Raw genomic sequence first — 17,705 nt, forward strand, 5'->3', positions numbered from 1 at the left:
ATGTCTCAGAGCGACCAGCAGCCCGCCGTGTCGAGGTGCCCCGGCTGCGAGGAGCCGCTGGATGCGGGCGATCTGTTCTGCGGGGCGTGCGGCTACGACCTCTCGGCCGTGCCGGCGCGCCCCCACGACCGGCCCACGATGGCCATCACGGTGCCGGCGGGCGAGGCCGCCGGAGCCGTGCGCCACGACGAACGGACGGACCCGGGGGCCCGTGGCGGTGCGGACGACTCGGGGGACTTCGCGCTGGCGGCGCCCGATCCCCGTACGGCGGAGCACGCCGCCGCGCCCCTCGCCGCGCCCGCCGCCGGGGCGAAGGTGTGTGTGGCCTGCCGCTCGGGCCAGGTGGACCGGGACGGCTACTGCGAGAACTGCGGGCACGCGCAGCCCCGCGAGCGCGACCACATGGAGCAGGAGCTGGACGCGGTGGCCGCCGTCAGCGACCGGGGCCTGCGCCACCACCGCAACGAGGACTCCTTCGCGGTGTCCTCGACCGCGCTGCCGGACGGTTCGCCCGCCGTCGTCGCGATCGTCTGCGACGGCGTGTCCTCGGCGAGCCGGCCCGACGAGGCGTCGGCGGCCGCGGCGAGCGCCGCCAACGAGTCGCTCCTGGAGTCGCTGCCCCGGGGCACTCATCCGCAGCAGGCGATGCACGAGGCGATCGTCGCCGCGTCCGAGGCGGTCAACGCCCTGGCGCAGGAGCCCGCCGGGGCGATGGAGCACGACGCGCACCGCCATCAGAACGCCCCGGCCTGCACCCTGGTCGGCGCGATCATGGCGGGCGGGCTGCTGATCGTCGGCTGGGTCGGCGACAGCCGGGTCTACTGGGTGCCCGAGGACCGCACGGGCCCGCCCGCCCGGCTCACCGAGGACGACTCCTGGGCCGCGCAGATGGTGGCGGCGGGCCTGATGAACGAGGCGGAGGCGTACGCGGACGAGCGCGCCCACGCCATCACCGGCTGGCTCGGCGCCGACGCGTACGAACTGGAGCCGCACACCGCCGCGTTCAAGCCGGACCGGCCCGGCCTGGTGGTCGTCTGCACGGACGGCCTGTGGAACTACGCGGAGTCGGCGCAGGAGATGGCCGCCGCCGTCCCGGCCGAGGCCCGGACGCGCCCGCTGCACGGGGCCCAGGTGCTCGTCGGGCACGCGCTCGACGGCGGGGGCCACGACAACGTAACAGTGGCACTTCTGCCGTTCGCCGTGGGGCCGCAGGGGGCAGGATCGGCCTGCACCGCCGTTTGAGCTTCAAGGAGCCGACCAGATGGCCAACTTCTCCAAGTCGAACGTGCCGCAGTTCTCCGTCGAGGTGTACCAGAACGCGTTCCTGCCCGAGGGCGGACGTGAGGTCAACGCGATCGTCACGGTCACCTCGACCGGCGGCGGCACCACCGGGGGCGTTCCGCTGGCGGGGGTCGCGCCCTCACCGGCGTACGGGCCGGGGCAGGCGCCCGACGCGGCCGTGGTGCTGATGGTCGACTGTTCCGGTTCGATGGACTATCCGCCGACGAAGATGCGCAACGCGCGCGACGCGACGGCCGCGGCCATCGACACCCTGCGCGAGGGCACCCGGTTCGCGGTGGTCGCCGGGACGCATGTGGCCAAGGACGTCTACCCGGGTGAGGGGCGGCTCGCGGTCGCCGACGCGCGGACGAAGGCGCGGGCCAAGGACGCCCTGCGGAAGCTGAGCACGGGCGGCGGCACCGCGATCGGCACCTGGCTGCGGCTGGCCGACCGGCTGCTGGGCTCCGCCGACGTGGGCATCCGGCACGGCATCCTGCTGACCGACGGCCGCAACGAGCACGAGGCGCCCGAGGACCTGCGGGCGGCCCTGGACTCCTGCGCCGGGCGGTTCACCTGTGACGCCCGCGGGGTGGGCACCGACTGGGAGGTGAAGGAGGTCACCGGCATAGCCGCCGCCCTCCTCGGCACGGCCGACATCGTCGCCGACCCCTCGGAGCTGGCCGCGGACTTCACGCGGATGATGGAGAACGCCATGGGCAAGGAGGTCGCGGACGTGGCGCTGCGGCTCTGGACGCCCGTGGGGGTGGAGATCCGCTTCGTGAAGCAGGTCGCGCCGACGGTCGCGGACCTGACCGGCCGGCGCACGGAGGCGAGCCCTCGGGCCGGGGACTATCCGACGGGTTCGTGGGGCGACGAGTCCCGCGACTACCACGTGTGCGTCCAGGTGCCGGCGGCCGGGATCGGCCAGGAGATGCTGGCCGCCCGGGTCTCGCTCGTCCTGCCCGGCCCCCCGGGCACGGGCGCCCCGCAGACCCTGTCCCAGGGGCTCGTACGGGCGGTGTGGACGGACGACATGGTGGCGTCGACCTCGATCAATCCGCAGGTCGCGCACTACACGGGTCAGGCGGAACTGGCACAAGTCATCCAGCAGGGTCTGGACGCACGCAAGTCGGGCGACTTCGACGGCGCGACGGCGAAACTGGGCCGTGCGGTGCAGCTGGCGTCGGCGTCCGGGAACCAGGACACTGCGAAACTGCTTTCGAAGGTGGTCGACGTCGTCGATGCGGCGACAGGTACTGTGCGACTGAAGGCGAAGGTCGCGGAAGCGGACGAGATGACCCTCGAAACGCGCTCCACCAAGACCGTTCGCGTCAAGAAGTAGCACAACACGATCACCTCGCGGTCATGGCGCCGCGATCGACAGCATGCGGCCTCCGGGGCCGGAAGAGGAGAGGGGGAAGCGCCGACATGCCGACCTGCCCGAACGGACACCAGTCGGGTTCCGAGGACTGGTGCGAGGTCTGCGGACACCGCATGGCCGCCGGCGGTGCGCCCGCGGGCGCCGTGCCCCCGCCGCCTCCGCCGCCGCCCGCGCCCGGTTACGGCTATCCGCAGGGCTCCGGCACCAGCGGCGGCCAGCCCACGATGCAGGCGGAGATCTGCCCGCAGTGCCGTACGCCGCGTGAGGCGATGGCGCCGTTCTGCGAGGAGTGCCGCTGGAACTTCCTCACCAACACGGCGACCTCCTACACCCCGCTGGCCCCGCAGCACGGCACGCCCGGCGGCCCCCCGCCCGGTCTCAACCTGCCGCCCGGCTTCCAGGCGCAGGGCCCCGGCAGCCAGGGCGGACCCGGCGGCCAGGGCGGTCCGGATGGACCCGGCGGTCAGAGCGGTCCCGGCGGTCAGAACGCGCCCGGTGGACCCGGCGGTCAGAGCGGTCCCGGCGGTCAGAACGCGCCCGGTGGACCCGGCGGTCAGAGCGGTCCCGGCGGTCAGGGCGGGCCCGGTGGCGCGCCCCAGCAGCGTGACCCGTTCGACTACCAGGGCTCGCGCCCCTCGCAGATGAACCGTCCCGCCGAGCCCCTCGCCCCCGAGCAGGGCGGCCGGAGCGGCCAGGGCCCTCAGGGCGGTCCGCACGGCAACGGCGGCCAGGCCGGTCCTCCTCCGCAGTCGTTCCAGCAGGGTCCCCCGCCGCCGCCCGCGTATGCGCAGCAGGGGCACCCGTCCCAGCAGCAGTCGGCGCCCTCCCCGTTCGAGCCCCGGCAGTCCTCGCCCTTCGCACCGCCGCAACAGCAACAGCAGTCGGCTCCTCCCGCACCGCCGCAGTCCTCCGGCCACACCGGCGGCGGGGACGACTGGCTGCTCCCGCCGCCCTCCCAGGCCCAGGGGTACGGCCGACAGGGGCAGGAGCAGGGGTACGACCAGGGTCAGCCGAACGGCGGGGTGCCGGGCCAGGGCCGCCCCCAGCAGCCCCTGTCCTGGACCGCCGTCATCGCTCCGGACCGCGAGTACTTCCTCGCGATGATGCAGCGCAGCGGTCCCGAGGCGACCGGGCTGAACCTGCCCGCGTACTCCCCCGAGCAGCGTCTCCCGCTCACCGGCAACCAGATCACCATCGGGCGCCGCCGCCAGAGCACCGGCGAGTCCCCCGACATCGATCTCTCGGTGCCGCCGGAGGACCCTGGCGTCTCGCACCAGCACGCGGTGCTGGTGCAGCAGCCCGACGGCGGCTGGGCGGTCGTCGACCAGAACTCCACCAACGGCACCACGCTGAACGGCGCCGAGGACCCGATCCAGCCCTACGTCCCCGTACCCCTCCAGGACGGCGACCAGGTGCACGTCGGGGCGTGGACGACGATCACGGTCCGCCGGGACTGAGCGGCGCTCATTCGCTCAGCGGCCAGGTGTAGGGGCCCTGCGGGTCGTCGAGCCAGGCCCACTGGCGGCCCTGGCCGACCGTGATGCCGTACCTCTCCCGCTGCGGGCGCCCCTCGCGCTCCCAGAGGGAGAGGGCCTCGTGCGGATCGAGAGCGCCCGCGGTCAGCGTCAGCAGGAACCGGAACAGATCGTTCCCGGCCGCCCGGCGGGGCAGTCCACCGAGGTGCGGAAGCCCGGCGGGAAGCGGCAGCGCCCCGCGCAGGGGCACGAAGTACGCCGGGGTGTGCAGGAAGTGCCCCTCGGCGCGCGGCCCCTGCGCGGTCGCGGAGACCCGGAGCGCGACGAGCCCGGTGGCGAACGGCGCCAGGACGCGCGCCCCCGGGCGGCACTGCTCCAGCCAGGCCTGCGGTACGGACGGCAGGGTGCAGGTCGCGATGATCCGGTCGTACGGGGCGCGCTGCGGGCAGCCGCGGGCGCCGTCACCGGTGATCACCGTCGGGCGGTGCCCGGCGGCCGCGAGGTGGCGGCGGGCCGGTTCCGTGATCTCCGGATCCAGATCGATGCTGGTCACCGCCTCCTCGCCGAGCCGGTGCGAGAGCAGGGCCGCGTTGTAGCCGGGGCCGGTGCCGATCTCCAGGACCGTGTCGCCGTCCCGTACGTCGAGGGCCTCCAGCATCTGCGCCATCAGGGACGGCTGACTGGAGGACGAGATGAGTTCGCCGTCCCGGATGCGGGTGGCCAGCGCCCTGTCCGCGTACACCCCGCTCAGCCAGCGGGAGCGGCGCCCGGGGTCGGGGTCCTCGCCCCAGAGGCGCTCGTATCCCGCGATGCCGTGCACGTAGTAGGACGGCACGAACAGATGGCGGGGCACCTCGACGAAGGCGGCGTACCAGGCGGGGTCGGTCAGCCCGCCCTGCGCGACGATCTCCCGCACCAGGGCATGCCTCGCCGCGTCGGCCTCGGCTGCGGGGACGGCGGGGGTCTCCCGGTCTGCTCCCATCTCTCCACTGTCCTGCGCGGGGCCCGCAACGGCCAACGGCGATCCCGGGCCCGGTCCCTTGGTCCTAGGACCCCTGTCCTCGGCCGGTGCGTCTGCGACCATGGACGGGTGACAGAGATTCCGCGCGACACGCTTCAGGAGCAGACCTTTTACGATCAGGTCGGCGGCGAGGCGACGTTCCGACGCCTGGTCCACCGCTTCTACGAGGGCGTGGCGGGCGACGAGCTGCTGCGGCCGATGTATCCGGAGGGGGATCTGGGCCCGGCCGAGGAGCGGTTCGCCCTGTTCCTCATGCAGTACTGGGGCGGCCCGCGCACCTACAGCGACCACCGGGGCCACCCTCGGCTGCGGATGCGGCACGCCCCGTTCCGGGTGGACCGGGCGGCCCATGACGCCTGGCTCGCCCATATGCGGGTCGCGCTGGACGAACTGGGGCTCGCGCCCGAGCACGAGCGGCAGCTGTGGGACTACCTGACGTACGCCGCCGCGTCGATGCTCAACACCGCGGACTGATCGCCTGCCGCCGAATCCTTCCGGATCTCATCGCATGCCCTCCGGATCTCACCGGAATTCGACGTTCCGTCGTCAGATATCGATCACGATCGCATCAAGGTGGGCCTGCAAGCGGTTACCAGAATCCTTTCGCTCTGAAAGCATCACCAGTACGTCGGGGGGCGTGCGGACACGGTGTTGACGGGGCGGGGGACACAGGTGACGGGTTTTGTCTTGCTGCGGGTGAGGGCGCACCGCCTTCTCCTCTCCGCGGCCGTGCTCGCCGTTCTGCTGACCACGTCCGTCCTGGCCGCGCTCACCGCGTTCTCCGGCTCGGTGGGCGACGCGGCTCTGCGCCACACGCTCACCCACCGGTCCGCCGCCTCCGCCTCGCTCGTCGTCTCCGCCTCGGTGGACCACGACCGGCGCGCCGAGGCCGATGCCACCGTCCGCGCGGCCGCCCTCGACGCCTTCGACGGGCTGCCCGTGAACGTGGGGAAGCTGGAGAGCTCGGGGGCGTACGCGCTGCCGCGCGGCCTCCAGTCCCCGGCCGCCCGGCGCGGCGAGCCGGACCTCACCCACTTCGCCGCCCTGGACCGCGACCGGGTCCGGATCACCGAGGGCCGGGCGCCCGCCGCGCCGGACGGCTCGGGACCGGTCCAGGTGGCGCTGCCCCTCGTCGCCGCCGAGGCGCTGAAGCTGGAGCCGGGCGCGCGGCTCACCGTCACCGACCGGCTGCGCGACGACAAGCCGCAGCAGATCCTGGTCACCGGCGTCTACGAGGCACTCGACCAGTCCGACCCGTACTGGCAGCTGGACCCGCTCGGCGGGCGCGGGGTGCGCAAGCTCGCCTTCACGACGTACGGTCCCCTGCTCACGCACCCCGCCCCGCTGGCCTCCGGGAGTCTCGGCGACGGGGAGACGTCCTGGCTGGCCACCGCGGACTTCGCCACCCTGACCACCGGCTCCATGGCCGGGCTGCACCGGGCGTCGTCGGACGCCCCCGAGGCCCTCACCGCCGCGCCCGTGTTCAAGTCCGGGGTCACCGCGCGGACCTCGCTGCCCACCGTGCTCGACCAGCTCGACCGGGCGCTGCTCGTCTCCCGCTCCACGCTGATGATCGTCGCGGTGCAGCTGGTGCTGCTGGCCGCGTACGCCCTGCTGCTCGTGGCCCGGCTGCTGAACAGCGAGCGCGACGGGGAACGGGAACTGCTGCGGGCCCGGGGCGGATCGCGCGGCCGGATCACCTCGTTCGCGGCGATCGAGGCGCTGCTGCTCGCCGCTCCCGCAGCGCTGGTCGCCCCGCTGCTGGCGGGGCCGCTGACCGGCCTGCTGGCCGAGCGCGGCGCCCTGTCCCGGATCGGGCTGCGGGTCGGGGAGGGCGCCACCGCGACGGTATGGCTGGTCTCCGCGGCCGTGGCGCTGGCCTGTGCCCTGGCGGTGGTCGCTCCGTCGCTGACGGCCGGGGCGGGCGGGCGCAGGACCCGGGCGGCCTCGCTGCCCGCACCCGTGCGGGCGGGCGCCGACATCGGGCTGCTGCTCATCGCGGCGGTGGCGTACTGGCAGCTGGAGCGGCAGACCACGGCGTCCGGCAGCGGGGCGCTCAGCGGCGGCCAGGACGGCAGGCTCGGGATCGACCCCCTGCTGGTCGCCGCCCCGGCGCTGGCCCTGCTCGCCGGGACCGTGCTCACGCTGCGGCTGCTCCCGCCCGCCGCGAAGCTCGCCGAACGGCGTGCCGCCAAGGGCCGCGGGCTGCCCGCCGCACTGGCGGGCTGGCAGTTCAGCAGGCGCCCGATGCGCGGCGCGGGACCGGTGCTGCTGCTGGTGCTGTCGGTCGCGATGGGCATGCTGGCCATCGGGCAGAGCGCCTCCTGGAACCGTTCGCAGAGCGACCAGGCTGACTTCGGCTCCGGCGCCTCGGTCCGGGTCGTCGGCGAGCGCGGAGTCACTCCGGTGACGGCCGGTGCGTACGCCTCGGTGGACGGGGTGCGGCAGGCCGCCCCCGCCCACCGGACTGAGGTGGAGGTCTCCGGCGGGCGCAGGGCCGAGGTCCTCGCCCTGGACACGGCGCACGCGGACGAGCGGATGCTGCTGCGCTCCGACCTCACCGACGGGTCCCCCCAGCAGCTGTTCGACGCGATCGCCCCGGAGCGGGACAGCCGCGCCGGGCTCGTCCTCCCGAAGGACAGCACCCGGCTGAAGCTGGACCTGCGGATCACCGCGGTGCCGCCGAAGCGCGCCGACGCCTCCGAGAACGACGTCTTCGACGATCCGGACGGGCAGCCGCCCGTGGTCACCCTGCTTCTGGAGGACCGGTACGGGCTCCCCCACCGGGTGCTGGCCGGGTCCGTCCCGGTCGGCGACCGCCCCGCCACGGTGTCCATCCCGGTGTCGGCGGCGGCCGGACTGTCCCTGACCGGCATCGAGGTGGACGGCGACGCCCCCTCCGGCGCGGCGGAGAAGCGCAGGGTCTCGATGAGCGACGTACGGGTGGTCACCGCATCCGGCGCCGAACACCCCGTGGCGACGCCCGGCTCGGTGCGCTGGAAGGCCGCCGTGACGCTCACCGAATTCGGTGAGGACCGGCCGGGCGAACGGCCCGTGCCGAACAGGTCTTCCGGTGCGCCGGACTTCACGTACGACACCGGCGTGCGGGACCTCGACGCCTGGGAGCGGACCACCGGCACCCTGCGGATCACCGCGGCCAGGCCCCGGGCCGCGGCAGTGAAGGCGGTGGCGACGGACGCCTACCTGAGGAGCACCAGTACGAAGCCGGGCGACGAGATCGATCTCACGCTTGCCGGGAACACCGTCCGGGTGACCCTGGTGAAGGCGGTACGGCAGCTGCCGACCACCGGCACCCTCACCGGCGCCCCGGACCCGACAGCGGGCGGCGGCGGGCTGCTGCTCGACCTCAGGGCGGTCGCCGGTGCCCTGGCCGACCGGCCGACCGCCACGATCGAGGCGAACGAATGGTGGCTGAGCACCGCCCCCGGCGACAGCGCGAAGGTGGCCGCCGCCCTGCGCGCCCGGCCGGACACCGATCCGGCCCAGGTACTGGTCCGCGCCGAGGCCGCCCAGCGGCTGGTCGACGACCCGTTGGGCGCGGGCCCGCAGTCCGCGCTGCCCGCCGTCGCGGTGGTCGCCGCCGCGCTCGCCGCGGTCGGCTTCGCCGTCAGCGCCTCCGGCTCCCGGCGTGAACGGTCCGCCGAGCTGGGCGTGCTGCGGGCGCTCGGCGCGCCGCGCCGCCAGCTGGCCCGGATGGTCGCCGCCGAACAGGGCGTCCTCATCGCCATCGCCCTGCTGATCGGGGCGGCCATCGGCACCGTGCTGACCCGGGCCGTCGTCCCGCTGATCGTGCTGACCGGGCAGGCGGACCGGCCCGTGCCTCCGGTGCTGGTGGAGCTGCCCGCCGGGCAGGTCGCCGCACTGCTGGCCGGGGTCGCCGCACTGCCTCTCGTGATCGTCGCGACGCTCGCGCTCCGCCGCGGGGACCCGGCGGTATCGCTGCGCCACCAGGGGGACCACTGACATGAGCGACGACAACAGGCGGGCGGCGGAAGCCCCGTGGATACGGACCCGGCTGCGGACCGCGCCCGGTGCGGCGGTGGCCCTCGCGGTACTGGTGCTGGTGACCGCGTTCCTCGCCGCCGCGTTTCCGCGCGCGGTGGACGCGTACGAGACGAAGGGGCTGCGCCACGACATCCTGACCGCCGACCCGAACCGCAGCGTCGTGGAGGTCGCGCGTCCGCAGCCCGGCCTCGAACTCCCGCAGGGGCAACGGGAGGCCGAGATGCGCGGCCCGCAGCTGACGCGCGTCGGCGGGGAGCTGCTGAAGGCACTGCCCGCACCGCTGCGCGCCGACACGTCCTCCGTCGCGTACGGGGTGCGCACCACGAGGCCGGTCGTCGCCACCGAACCCTGGCTGCCGCGCCCCGACGCGGCTCCGCCGCGGCTCACCTATGCGGCGCAACTGGGCCTGAGGGAGCACGCCACGCTCAGCTCGGGGGCCTGGCCCGCGACGACGGGCCCGGTGACCTCGGACTCCCGTGCGGTGGAGGGCGCGGTCACCGAGGAGACGGCCGCCGAGCTGAAGGTGAAGGTCGGCGCGACCCTCGCGGTGCCCACGGCGTCGGGCGAGACCGTCACCGTACGGATCACCGGCATCGTCGCCCCGCGTGACCCGCACGGCAGCTACTGGTCCGCCGATCCGCTGCTGCGCAGCCCGTCCCTGGTCCCGGACCCCGCGAGTCCCTTTCCCACCTACTTCTGGGCCGGCACGGTCCTGCTGGCCGAGGACGCCGCCCCGGTCCTGCTGAGCACGGCCACCGAGCCCGCCCTGTACTGGCGGCTTCCGCCCGACCCGGCGGCGCTGACCGGCCCCGACGGCCCCCGTCTGGCATCCGTCCTCGCCTCCCTGGAGAGCGGCCCCGGACTGCTGAAGACGCGGGAGATCGCCGGGGACACCGCGATGGTCCGCAGCGGGCTCGGCCACATCGTGGCGGCGAACGCCCGGATGCGCGAGGCGATCAGTCCCGTGATCGCGGTCGCCGCCCTGGGCATCGCCTCCGTGGCCACTGTCGTCCTGCTGATGACGGGCGCCCTGATCGGCGGGCGCCGCCGCGGCGAACTGGCCCTGCTGCGCTCACGCGGCGCCTCCCTGCGCGGCATCGGCGGACGGCTGCTCGCGGAGACCGCGGTGACGGTGCTGCCCGCCGCCGCGCTCGGGCTACTGCTCGCGGTGCTGGTGGTGGGCGAGGGCCGGTGGTGGCCGGGAACGCTGGCGGCGGCGGGGACCGGCCTGCTGGTCTGCCTGGCCCTGCCGCTGCGGACGACGCTCCAGCACATCCGGCCGACGCTGCACGGGGCGCGCGAGGACATGGTGAGCGCCCGGCCGTCCCGTCGGCGCACCGTCGCCGAGCTGACGCTGCTGGTGCTGGCGGTCGGCGCGGTGACGGCCCTGCTGCGGCGCGGTACGTCGACCGGCGGCGGCACGGATCTGCTGGTCAGCGCGGCACCGGTGCTGGTCGCCCTGATCGCGGCTCTCGTCCTGGTCCGGCTCTACCCGTTGCCCTTGCGCCTCGCCGCGCGCCCCGTGGCCCGGCTGCGCGGGGCGATCGGCTTCCTGTCGCTCGCCCGCGCCGGGCGGGCCTCGGCCGGCGGGACACTGCCGTTGCTCGCCCTGCTGCTGGCGCTGGCCACGGCCGCGTTCGGCGGGTCGGTGGTGGCGGGCATCGGGGACGCCCGGGACGACGCGGCGCTGAAGGCCGTGGGGGCGGATGCCCGGATCAGCGGACTGAGCGAGCGGACGACGCTGCCCGGCCCCCTGGTCCGTACGGTGAAGGACCTCGACGGGGTGGAGAACGTCGCTCCGGTACGTGTCGAGCACAGCGTGGCCCTGCCGACGGCGGACGTGGGCGGCACCGACGCCACGGGAGCCGGTGCGAGCGGCACCGGGGCTGCGGGCGCCGACAGCGCGGCCCTGGTGGGCGTCGACCCCGCCACGTACGCCCGGCTGGCGCGCGCGACCGGGCTGCCGGAGTTCCCCGCCGCCCGGCTGAAGGCCACCGGCGCGGCGGCGCCGGTGCCGAAGGGCGCGGAACCCGGCCCCGGGCGCGTCCTTCCGGCGATCGCGTCCCCGTCGGTGGCGGCCCGCCTGGGCAAGGAGCCGGTCGCCGTCGACACCTTGTCCGGCGACTTCAAGGTCCGGATCGTGGGGGTGGCCTCGCGCGCGGCAGCGGTCTCGACCGCGCACTTCCTGATCGTGAACTCCGCCTCGCTCGACCACGGGGAACCCACCACCCTGTTCCTCAACGGCACACCGGACCCCGGGAAGCTGCACGCGGCGGTCGGCGGGAGCGGCAAGAAGTACGTCGTACAGCTGCGTTCCGAGGAGCGCGAGCGGTACGTGAACGCCCCGATGCAGGCGGGCGCCGAACGCATCTACCTCGCGGCCGTCGTGGCGGGCGCCGGATACGCGCTGCTGGCCGTACTGCTGTCGCTGCTCCAGACCGCACCGGAACGCAGGACGCTGCTGGCGCGGCTGCGCACGATGGGGCTGACCACCGGACAGGGCAGGCGGCTGCTGGCCTTCGAGGCGATGCCGCAGGCGCTGCTGGCGGCGGTCGGCGGCCTGTTCACCGGCTGGGCGACCATCGTCCTTCTCTCCCCCGGCGTCGATCTGGTCGCGCTGGCGCTCGCGGGCGTCGCCGGATCGGCCCCGGACCCCGTCCCGTTGCGCACCGACCTGTGGTCGCTCGGGCTTCCGGCTGCCGGGGTGGTCGCGCTCGCCGCCGCGGTCGCGGGCGTCCAGGCGTGGTGGGCGAGCCGCCGCGGATCGATCACCGAACTCAGGGCAGGAGACTCCCGATGACCTCGTCCACCACGTCCGCCCGGACGGCAGCCACGGCCCGTGGGGCCGAGACGACGCTGGCCGAGCTGGAGCAGCGCGCGGCGGCCCGCCGGGACCGCCCCTCCTACGGCCACGACGCACTGATCGCCTGCGACCGGGTGGTGCGCATCTTCACCACGGACGGGGTGGAGGTGCAGGCCCTCCAGGGCCTCGATCTGCTGGTTGCCGAGGGCGAGTTGATGGCACTGGTGGGGGCGTCGGGCAGCGGCAAGTCGACGCTGATGAACATCCTGGCGGGCCTGGACGTGCCGACCGCCGGATCGGCGAAGGTCGCGGGATGCGATCTGCTGTCGATGGGGCCGAAGGAGCGGCTGCGCTACCGCCGTGACGTCGTCGGGTTCGTCTGGCAGCAGACCGCCCGCAATCTGCTCCCGTATCTCACCGCGATCCAGAACATCACCCTGCCCATGCAGTTGCGCGGCGGCGGCAGCAAGCGCGAACGGGCGGCCCGCGCCGAGTCGTTGCTCGCCATGCTCGACATCGCGGACTGCCGTGACCGGCGGCCCCAGCAGCTGTCGGGCGGGCAGCAGCAGCGGGTGGCCATCGCGGTGGCGCTGGCCAACTCCCCTTCCGTCCTGCTCGCGGACGAGCCGACCGGCGAACTGGACTCGGCCACCGGGGAGCAGGTGTTCGCCGCGTTCCGGCGGGCCAACGAGGAGCTGGGCACCTCGATCGTGATCGTCACCCACGACCAGGCGGTGGCGAGCGAGGTGCGCCGTACGGTCGCCATCCGTGACGGCCGTACGTCCTCCGAGGTGCTGCGCCGCACGGAGGTGGACGCGGCGACGGGCCAGGAGTCTCAGGTGGCCCGGGAGTACGCGATGCTCGACCGGGCGGGCCGGCTCCAGCTGCCCGCGGACCACACGCGGGCGCTGGGCATGGAGCACCGGGTGCTGCTGGAGCTGGAGCAGGACCACATCGGGGTCTGGCCGGACGCGCACGGGGAGCCGGGCGGCACGGAGGGGAAGGCCGACGGAGCTCCGGAGCAGTAGCAGCCGCAGGCGGCGAGGCGGTCGGGGGCTCTCGGAGCCTCATGTCGCAGCCGGTCCGACGGTTCAACCGGGTCCGGCAGTTCAGCCAGGTCCGACGATCCGGCCAGCCCCGGCAGATCAACCGGTTCCGACGATCCAGCCAGGCCCGGCAGATCAACCAGGCCCGACAGACCAGTCGGCTCCGACGATTCAGCCGGGCCCGACCGACAGCCCCAGCCCGCCCGGCCCGCCGAGGCCGCCGGTCTGGTCGCGGCGCAGGGCGATCGAGCCGAACGGGGTCCGCAGCCGCAGCCAGCCGCCCGAGGCGAACAGCGAGACCGGGAAGTCCGGGTCGGCGCGGAGGAAGCCGAGGGACTGGGCGGCGTGCACGGCGCGCAGGGGCAGGTCCGTCGTACCGACCGGCCGGGACCAGATCTCACGGCCGATCCGGTCGCGCTCGGCGCGGGTACGCGACTCCTCGGACAGCGCTTCGTCCCGCGTACGGAATTCGGCGACAGCCGCGTCGAGGGCGGTGCGCAGGGCGTCCGGACCGGGCAGCCCGGCCTGCTCCCGCCAGGGCCCCCGGGGCGGCAGGACACCGGTCCAGGGCGGCCCGGTGACGGGTGCGGGCAGCGCCCCGGCCTGCTCGCCGGGGCCCTCACCGGAGACGTCGAGGGACTCCAGCAGTTCCCCCGCCGACACCGTGATGTCGAGCGTCTCGGGGCGGGCCAGACGGGCCGCACGGACGGCGAGGACCTCGAAGGAGGGCGGGCGGCCGAACACGGCCAGCGCGTCGCCGCCGCCCGCCTGCAACCGGACCGCGGCGGCCCGGTCGTAGTGGAGCAGCCGGCCGAGGAAGGCGGCGAGATCCGCCGCCTCCCTCGGGTCGGCGAACAGCAGCGACTGCACGGGCACGGTCATGCCGCGGCGGGCTCCTCTGCCAGGTACTGCTGGAGGAAGAGCTTCTCCTCGGCGGAGATCCGCCGGGGCCGCTCCGCCGCCAGGTCGTAGGGGACGACGACGGTCGAGGCGCGTACGTACACCTGGTCGTCGTCCTTGATCTCATAGGCGATCGTCAGGGACGCGGCGCCTATCTTCGTGACCCACGACTCGACGGTCACCGGCTCGTGCCGGTGGACCAGCGGCCGTACGTAGTCGATCTCGTGCCGGGCCACGACGGACCCGCCCGAGAACGACGGCGAGCCGTCCCCCGGCGCCAGCCGGAACATGAAGTCGATGCGCGCCTCCTCCAGATAGCGGAGGAAGACCACGTTGTTGACGTGGCCGAAGGCATCCATGTCCGACCAGCGCAGAGGGCAGCTGTAGAGGTGACGAGCCAAGACGATCAGCCTCGCGTGAGCTTCTTGTACGTGGCACGGTGCGGACGGGCCGCGTCCGGACCGAGGCGCTCGACCTTGTTCTTCTCGTACGACTCGAAGTTGCCCTCGAACCAGTACCACTTGGAGTCACCCTCATAGGCGAGGATGTGCGTGGCGACGCGGTCCAGGAACCAGCGGTCGTGGGAGATGACCACCGCGGCGCCCGGGAACTCCAGGAGGGCGTTCTCCAGCGAGGAGAGCGTCTCGACGTCCAGGTCGTTGGTGGGCTCGTCGAGGAGCAGCAGGTTGCCGCCCTCCTTGAGCGTGAGGGCCAGGTTGAGGCGGTTGCGCTCACCACCGGAGAGGACACCGGCCGGCTTCTGCTGGTCCGGGCCCTTGAAGCCGAACGCGGAGACGTAGGCGCGGGACGGCATCTCGACCTGGCCGACGTTGATGTAGTCCAGCTCGTCCGAGACGACGGCCCAGAGGGTCTTCTTCGGGTCGATGTTGGCGCGGGACTGGTCGACGTAGGAGATCTTGACCGTGTCACCGATCTTGATGGAGCCGGTGTCCGGGGTCTCCAGGCCCTGGATCATCTTGAACAGCGTGGTCTTGCCCGCGCCGTTCGGACCGATGACGCCGACGATGCCGTTACGGGGCAGCGTGAACGACAGGTCGTCGATGAGGACCTTGTCGCCGAAGGCCTTCGAGAGGTTCTCGACCTCGACGACGATGGAGCCGAGCCGGGGGCCCGGCGGAATCTGGATCTCCTCGAAGTCCAGCTTCCGCATCTTCTCCGCCTCGGCCGCCATCTCCTCGTACCGGGCGAGACGGGCCTTGGACTTGGTCTGGCGCCCCTTGGCGTTCGACCGCACCCACTCCAGCTCCTCCTTGAGGCGCTTCTGCCGCTTCTCGTCCTTGCGGCCCTCGACCTTGAGGCGGGTGGCCTTCTTGTCGAGGTACGTGGAGTAGTTGCCCTCGTAGGGGATCGCGCGGCCGCGGTCGAGTTCGAGGATCCACTCGGCGACGTTGTTGAGGAAGTACCGGTCATGGGTGACGGCGACGACGGCACCCGAGTACTTCGAGAGGTGCTGCTCCAGCCAGTTCACCGACTCGGCGTCGAGGTGGTTGGTGGGCTCGTCGAGGAGGAGCAGGTCCGGGGCCTCGATGAGGAGCTTGCAGAGCGCCACCCGGCGCTTCTCGCCACCGGAGAGGTTGATGACCGGCCAGTCACCGGGCGGGCAGCCCAGGGCGTCCATGGCCTGCTCCAGCTGGGCGTCCAGGTCCCACGCGTTCGCGTGGTCCAGGTCCTCCTGGAGCTTGCCCATCTCCTCCATCAGCGCGTCGGAGTAGTCGGTCGCCATGAGTTCGGCGACCTCGTTGAAGCGCTTGAGCTTGCCCATGATCTCGGCGGCGCCGTCCTGCACGTTCTCCAGGACCGTCTTCTCCTCGTCCAGCTTCGGCTCCTGCATGAGGATGCCGACGCTGAACCCCGGCGACAGGAACGCGTCACCGTTGGACGGCTGCTCCAGGCCCGCCATGATCTTCAGCACCGTGGACTTACCGGCGCCGTTGGGTCCCACGACACCGATCTTGGCACCGGGCAGGAAGTTCAAGGTGACGTCGTCAAGGATCACCTTGTCGCCGTGCGCCTTGCGCGTCTTGCGCATGGTGTAGATGTACTCAGCCAAGAGAAACCGTCCGGCAGCAATAGAGGTGTGGGCAGATACACCCCATCTTGCCTGACGTCCAACCCCGGACGGAAACCCGTATCACCGTAGGCTCCTTCCTCGCACGTCACCGCATGTGTGCGGGCACTCACTCGTCCTCGGTGCGCGCCTGCTTCCGGCGGAGGAGGAAGACCGCGCCGCCGCCCACGACGAGCAGTCCGATCGCCACGGCGGCGATCATCGGGGTGGCGCTGGAGCCACCGGTCGCGGCGAGGTCGCCCTCCAGGCCCGAGGTGCTGGAGCCGGTAGTGGCCGGGACGGACCGCTGGGCGCTCCGGGTGCCGATGTCGTTGCCCGCACCGCCGTCGGCCCCGTCCCCGCCCGGCGGGACGCTGCCGGCGGTGGCGCAGTCCAGCACCCCGGTGAAACTCTTCCGGAAGCCGCCGGGCCCGGTGATGGCGAAGTCGTACGCCTGATCCTCGGCGACCGGAAGGGTCACGGTGCGGGTGGCCCCGGCCGCGACGGTGTGCTCGGCACCGGCCAGCTCGAACGTGAACGGCGCGTCGCCACGGTTGGCGACGGTGATGTCGACGCCGCCCTTCGCGCAGTTCTCCCGGGCGGTCACCGCGGGGGCCGGGCCCGTCTCGGCCCAGGTGGCGGTGGCCCGTGCGGAGACCGTGGACTCGCTGGACCCGGCCAGGATCTGCGCCTGGGTCCGGCCGATCCCGGTGAAGGCCCGGCCGACCGGCACCTGGGTGGTGGCCTGGACGCTCAGCGCGGCGGAGCCGTCGGCGGTGTCCTTCGGCAGGTCGAAGTACAGCCGGTCGCCGTCGGCGGCGGCGGTGATGGCCTCGCCCTTCTCGTCGGTGACCCTGATCCCGCTGGCCGCCGCGTCCACCGGGGGCGACACCGAGACCTGGTCGGCGCCGGTGCGGACGGTCACGGGCCCCAGCCGCTCCCCGGCCCGGCCGGAGACCGCCGCCGGTTCCAGGGTCAGGGAGGCGCGGGGCTCCTTCGCGTTGCGCGCGTGGCGGTGCAGCCAGTCGGCCAGCTTCTCCGCCTGCTTGTCCGCCGCGGTGACGTCGGCGCCGTCCGAGTAGCGCCAGATGGCGACCTGGGTGCCTGCGGCGGCGGTCCGCTCGGTCAGCGGGCCGGTCCCGGCGGCCTCGGCGAGGGCGGCGAGGTCGTCGACCTGAGGGTAGGAGTGCTGGAGGATCCAGCGGATCTTCCCCGCGTTCCGGTTGCCGCCCAGCGAGGTTTCGGCCCAGGGGGTCTCCAGATACGTCGCCTGGTTCTGGGTGGGGTTGTGGAGGTCGATGCAGTACGTCTTGAGCTTGCCGCCGCCGTCCACGGTCATCTCGAACAGCCCGGCGGGCAGTTCCTGGGTCCGGTCGGGCTCGCCGTTCTCGCCCGGCACGCGGAGCACGGCGCTGTCGAAGGTCTTCAGCCCGTCGAGCACCGCGGCCGCGCCGCCGTGGTGCCGCCCCGGGTCGCCGGCCACCGCCGGGCCCGCGCCGACGAGAGCGGCCGCCGCGACGAGACCGGAAAGCAGCAGCGCGGTGACCGGGCGCAGGATGCCTCGGCCGGGGGGCGCCCCTGTCGTACCGGAAGGCGCAGCGGACACTGAAGACTCAGACAACACAGAATTCCCCTCCGGGCGGGACCCTCGCGCGTGGTGCGCGTGTGGGGAATGTCCCGCCAGCAGACCCAAGTGACCCATGA

General features: G+C 73.6%; 12 protein-coding genes. 7 read left to right on the forward strand and 5 right to left on the reverse strand.

Features of this window, described 5'->3' with window-relative positions; all coding sequences use genetic code 11:
• From RI138_RS09575 to RI138_RS09585, 3 genes are all read left to right on the forward strand, one after another.
• On the forward strand, nucleotides 1-1,242 hold the full coding sequence (locus RI138_RS09575) for a PP2C family serine/threonine-protein phosphatase (RefSeq protein ID WP_311119555.1): 1,242 nt from the start codon (nucleotides 1-3) through the stop codon (nucleotides 1,240-1,242).
• Nucleotides 1,243-1,261: 19 nt separating this feature from the next.
• The gene (locus tag RI138_RS09580) at nucleotides 1,262-2,623 is read left to right on the forward strand and encodes a vWA domain-containing protein (protein ID WP_311119556.1); all 1,362 of its coding nucleotides are present in this window, start codon (nucleotides 1,262-1,264) and stop codon (nucleotides 2,621-2,623) included.
• Between the two features lie 86 nt (nucleotides 2,624-2,709).
• Nucleotides 2,710-4,119: an FHA domain-containing protein gene (locus RI138_RS09585; protein WP_311119557.1), complete on the forward strand. Its 1,410-nt coding sequence runs from the start codon at nucleotides 2,710-2,712 to the stop codon at nucleotides 4,117-4,119.
• Nucleotides 4,120-4,126: 7 nt separating this feature from the next.
• On the opposite strand, the gene RI138_RS09590 is transcribed toward RI138_RS09585, so the two are convergent.
• Nucleotides 4,127-5,119: a methyltransferase domain-containing protein gene (locus RI138_RS09590; RefSeq protein WP_311119558.1), complete on the reverse strand. Its 993-nt coding sequence runs from the start codon at nucleotides 5,117-5,119 to the stop codon at nucleotides 4,127-4,129.
• A gap of 108 nt (nucleotides 5,120-5,227) precedes the next feature.
• Here RI138_RS09590 and RI138_RS09595 point away from each other — a divergent pair, with 108 nt between their 5' ends.
• The 4 genes from RI138_RS09595 to RI138_RS09610 all read left to right on the forward strand — a co-directional run bounded on the left by RI138_RS09595 (nucleotide 5,228) and on the right by RI138_RS09610 (nucleotide 13,015).
• Nucleotides 5,228-5,632, forward strand: a complete 405-nt coding sequence (locus RI138_RS09595) for a globin (RefSeq protein WP_311119559.1) — start codon at nucleotides 5,228-5,230, stop codon at nucleotides 5,630-5,632.
• A 198-nt stretch (nucleotides 5,633-5,830) separates the two neighbouring features.
• Nucleotides 5,831-9,142 carry an ABC transporter permease gene (locus tag RI138_RS09600; protein ID WP_311119560.1) on the forward strand — a complete coding sequence of 1,104 codons (3,312 nt, stop codon included), beginning with the start codon at nucleotides 5,831-5,833 and terminating at the stop codon, nucleotides 9,140-9,142.
• A gap of 1 nt (nucleotide 9,143) precedes the next feature.
• A complete protein-coding gene (locus RI138_RS09605) occupies nucleotides 9,144-11,984 on the forward strand; it encodes an ABC transporter permease (protein ID WP_311119561.1) in 2,841 nt (946 codons plus the stop codon).
• Nucleotides 11,981-13,015 carry an ABC transporter ATP-binding protein gene (locus tag RI138_RS09610; RefSeq protein ID WP_311119562.1) on the forward strand — a complete coding sequence of 345 codons (1,035 nt, stop codon included), beginning with the start codon at nucleotides 11,981-11,983 and terminating at the stop codon, nucleotides 13,013-13,015. The genes RI138_RS09605 and RI138_RS09610 overlap by 4 nt, the downstream gene beginning before the upstream one ends.
• Nucleotides 13,016-13,204: 189 nt before the next feature.
• On the opposite strand, the gene RI138_RS09615 is transcribed toward RI138_RS09610, so the two are convergent.
• The 4 genes from RI138_RS09615 to RI138_RS09630 all read right to left on the reverse strand — a co-directional run bounded on the left by RI138_RS09615 (nucleotide 13,205) and on the right by RI138_RS09630 (nucleotide 17,625).
• Complete coding sequence (locus RI138_RS09615; protein WP_311119563.1) at nucleotides 13,205-13,915, reverse strand: hypothetical protein; 711 nt, start codon at nucleotides 13,913-13,915, stop codon at nucleotides 13,205-13,207.
• Nucleotides 13,912-14,334, reverse strand: a complete 423-nt coding sequence (locus tag RI138_RS09620) for an acyl-CoA thioesterase (protein ID WP_006124496.1) — start codon at nucleotides 14,332-14,334, stop codon at nucleotides 13,912-13,914. Before RI138_RS09620 ends, RI138_RS09615 begins: the two co-directional genes overlap by 4 nt.
• 5 nt (nucleotides 14,335-14,339) lie before the next feature.
• Complete coding sequence (ettA, locus tag RI138_RS09625; protein ID WP_311119564.1) at nucleotides 14,340-16,004, reverse strand: energy-dependent translational throttle protein EttA; 1,665 nt, start codon at nucleotides 16,002-16,004, stop codon at nucleotides 14,340-14,342.
• Nucleotides 16,005-16,131: 127 nt separating this feature from the next.
• Nucleotides 16,132-17,625 carry a Cys-Gln thioester bond-forming surface protein gene (locus RI138_RS09630; protein WP_311119565.1) on the reverse strand — a complete coding sequence of 498 codons (1,494 nt, stop codon included), beginning with the start codon at nucleotides 17,623-17,625 and terminating at the stop codon, nucleotides 16,132-16,134.
• Between the last annotated feature and the right edge of the window lie 80 nt (nucleotides 17,626-17,705).

The organism is Streptomyces durocortorensis (assembly GCF_031760065.1).
Classification (GTDB): Bacteria; Actinomycetota; Actinomycetes; order Streptomycetales; family Streptomycetaceae; genus Streptomyces.

Excerpts from the sequence above, each read along its gene's own strand:
- RI138_RS09575 (WP_311119555.1), top strand. The coding sequence starts at position 1 with ATGTCTCAGAGCGACCAGCAGCCCGCCGTGTCGAGGTGCCCCGGCTGC.
- RI138_RS09580 (WP_311119556.1), top strand. The coding sequence starts at position 1,262 with ATGGCCAACTTCTCCAAGTCGAACGTGCCGCAGTTCTCCGTCGAGGTG.
- RI138_RS09585 (WP_311119557.1), top strand. The coding sequence starts at position 2,710 with ATGCCGACCTGCCCGAACGGACACCAGTCGGGTTCCGAGGACTGGTGC.
- RI138_RS09590 (WP_311119558.1), bottom strand. The coding sequence starts at position 5,119 with ATGGGAGCAGACCGGGAGACCCCCGCCGTCCCCGCAGCCGAGGCCGAC.
- RI138_RS09605 (WP_311119561.1), top strand. The coding sequence starts at position 9,144 with ATGAGCGACGACAACAGGCGGGCGGCGGAAGCCCCGTGGATACGGACC.
- RI138_RS09610 (WP_311119562.1), top strand. The coding sequence starts at position 11,981 with ATGACCTCGTCCACCACGTCCGCCCGGACGGCAGCCACGGCCCGTGGG.
- RI138_RS09615 (WP_311119563.1), bottom strand. The coding sequence starts at position 13,915 with ATGACCGTGCCCGTGCAGTCGCTGCTGTTCGCCGACCCGAGGGAGGCG.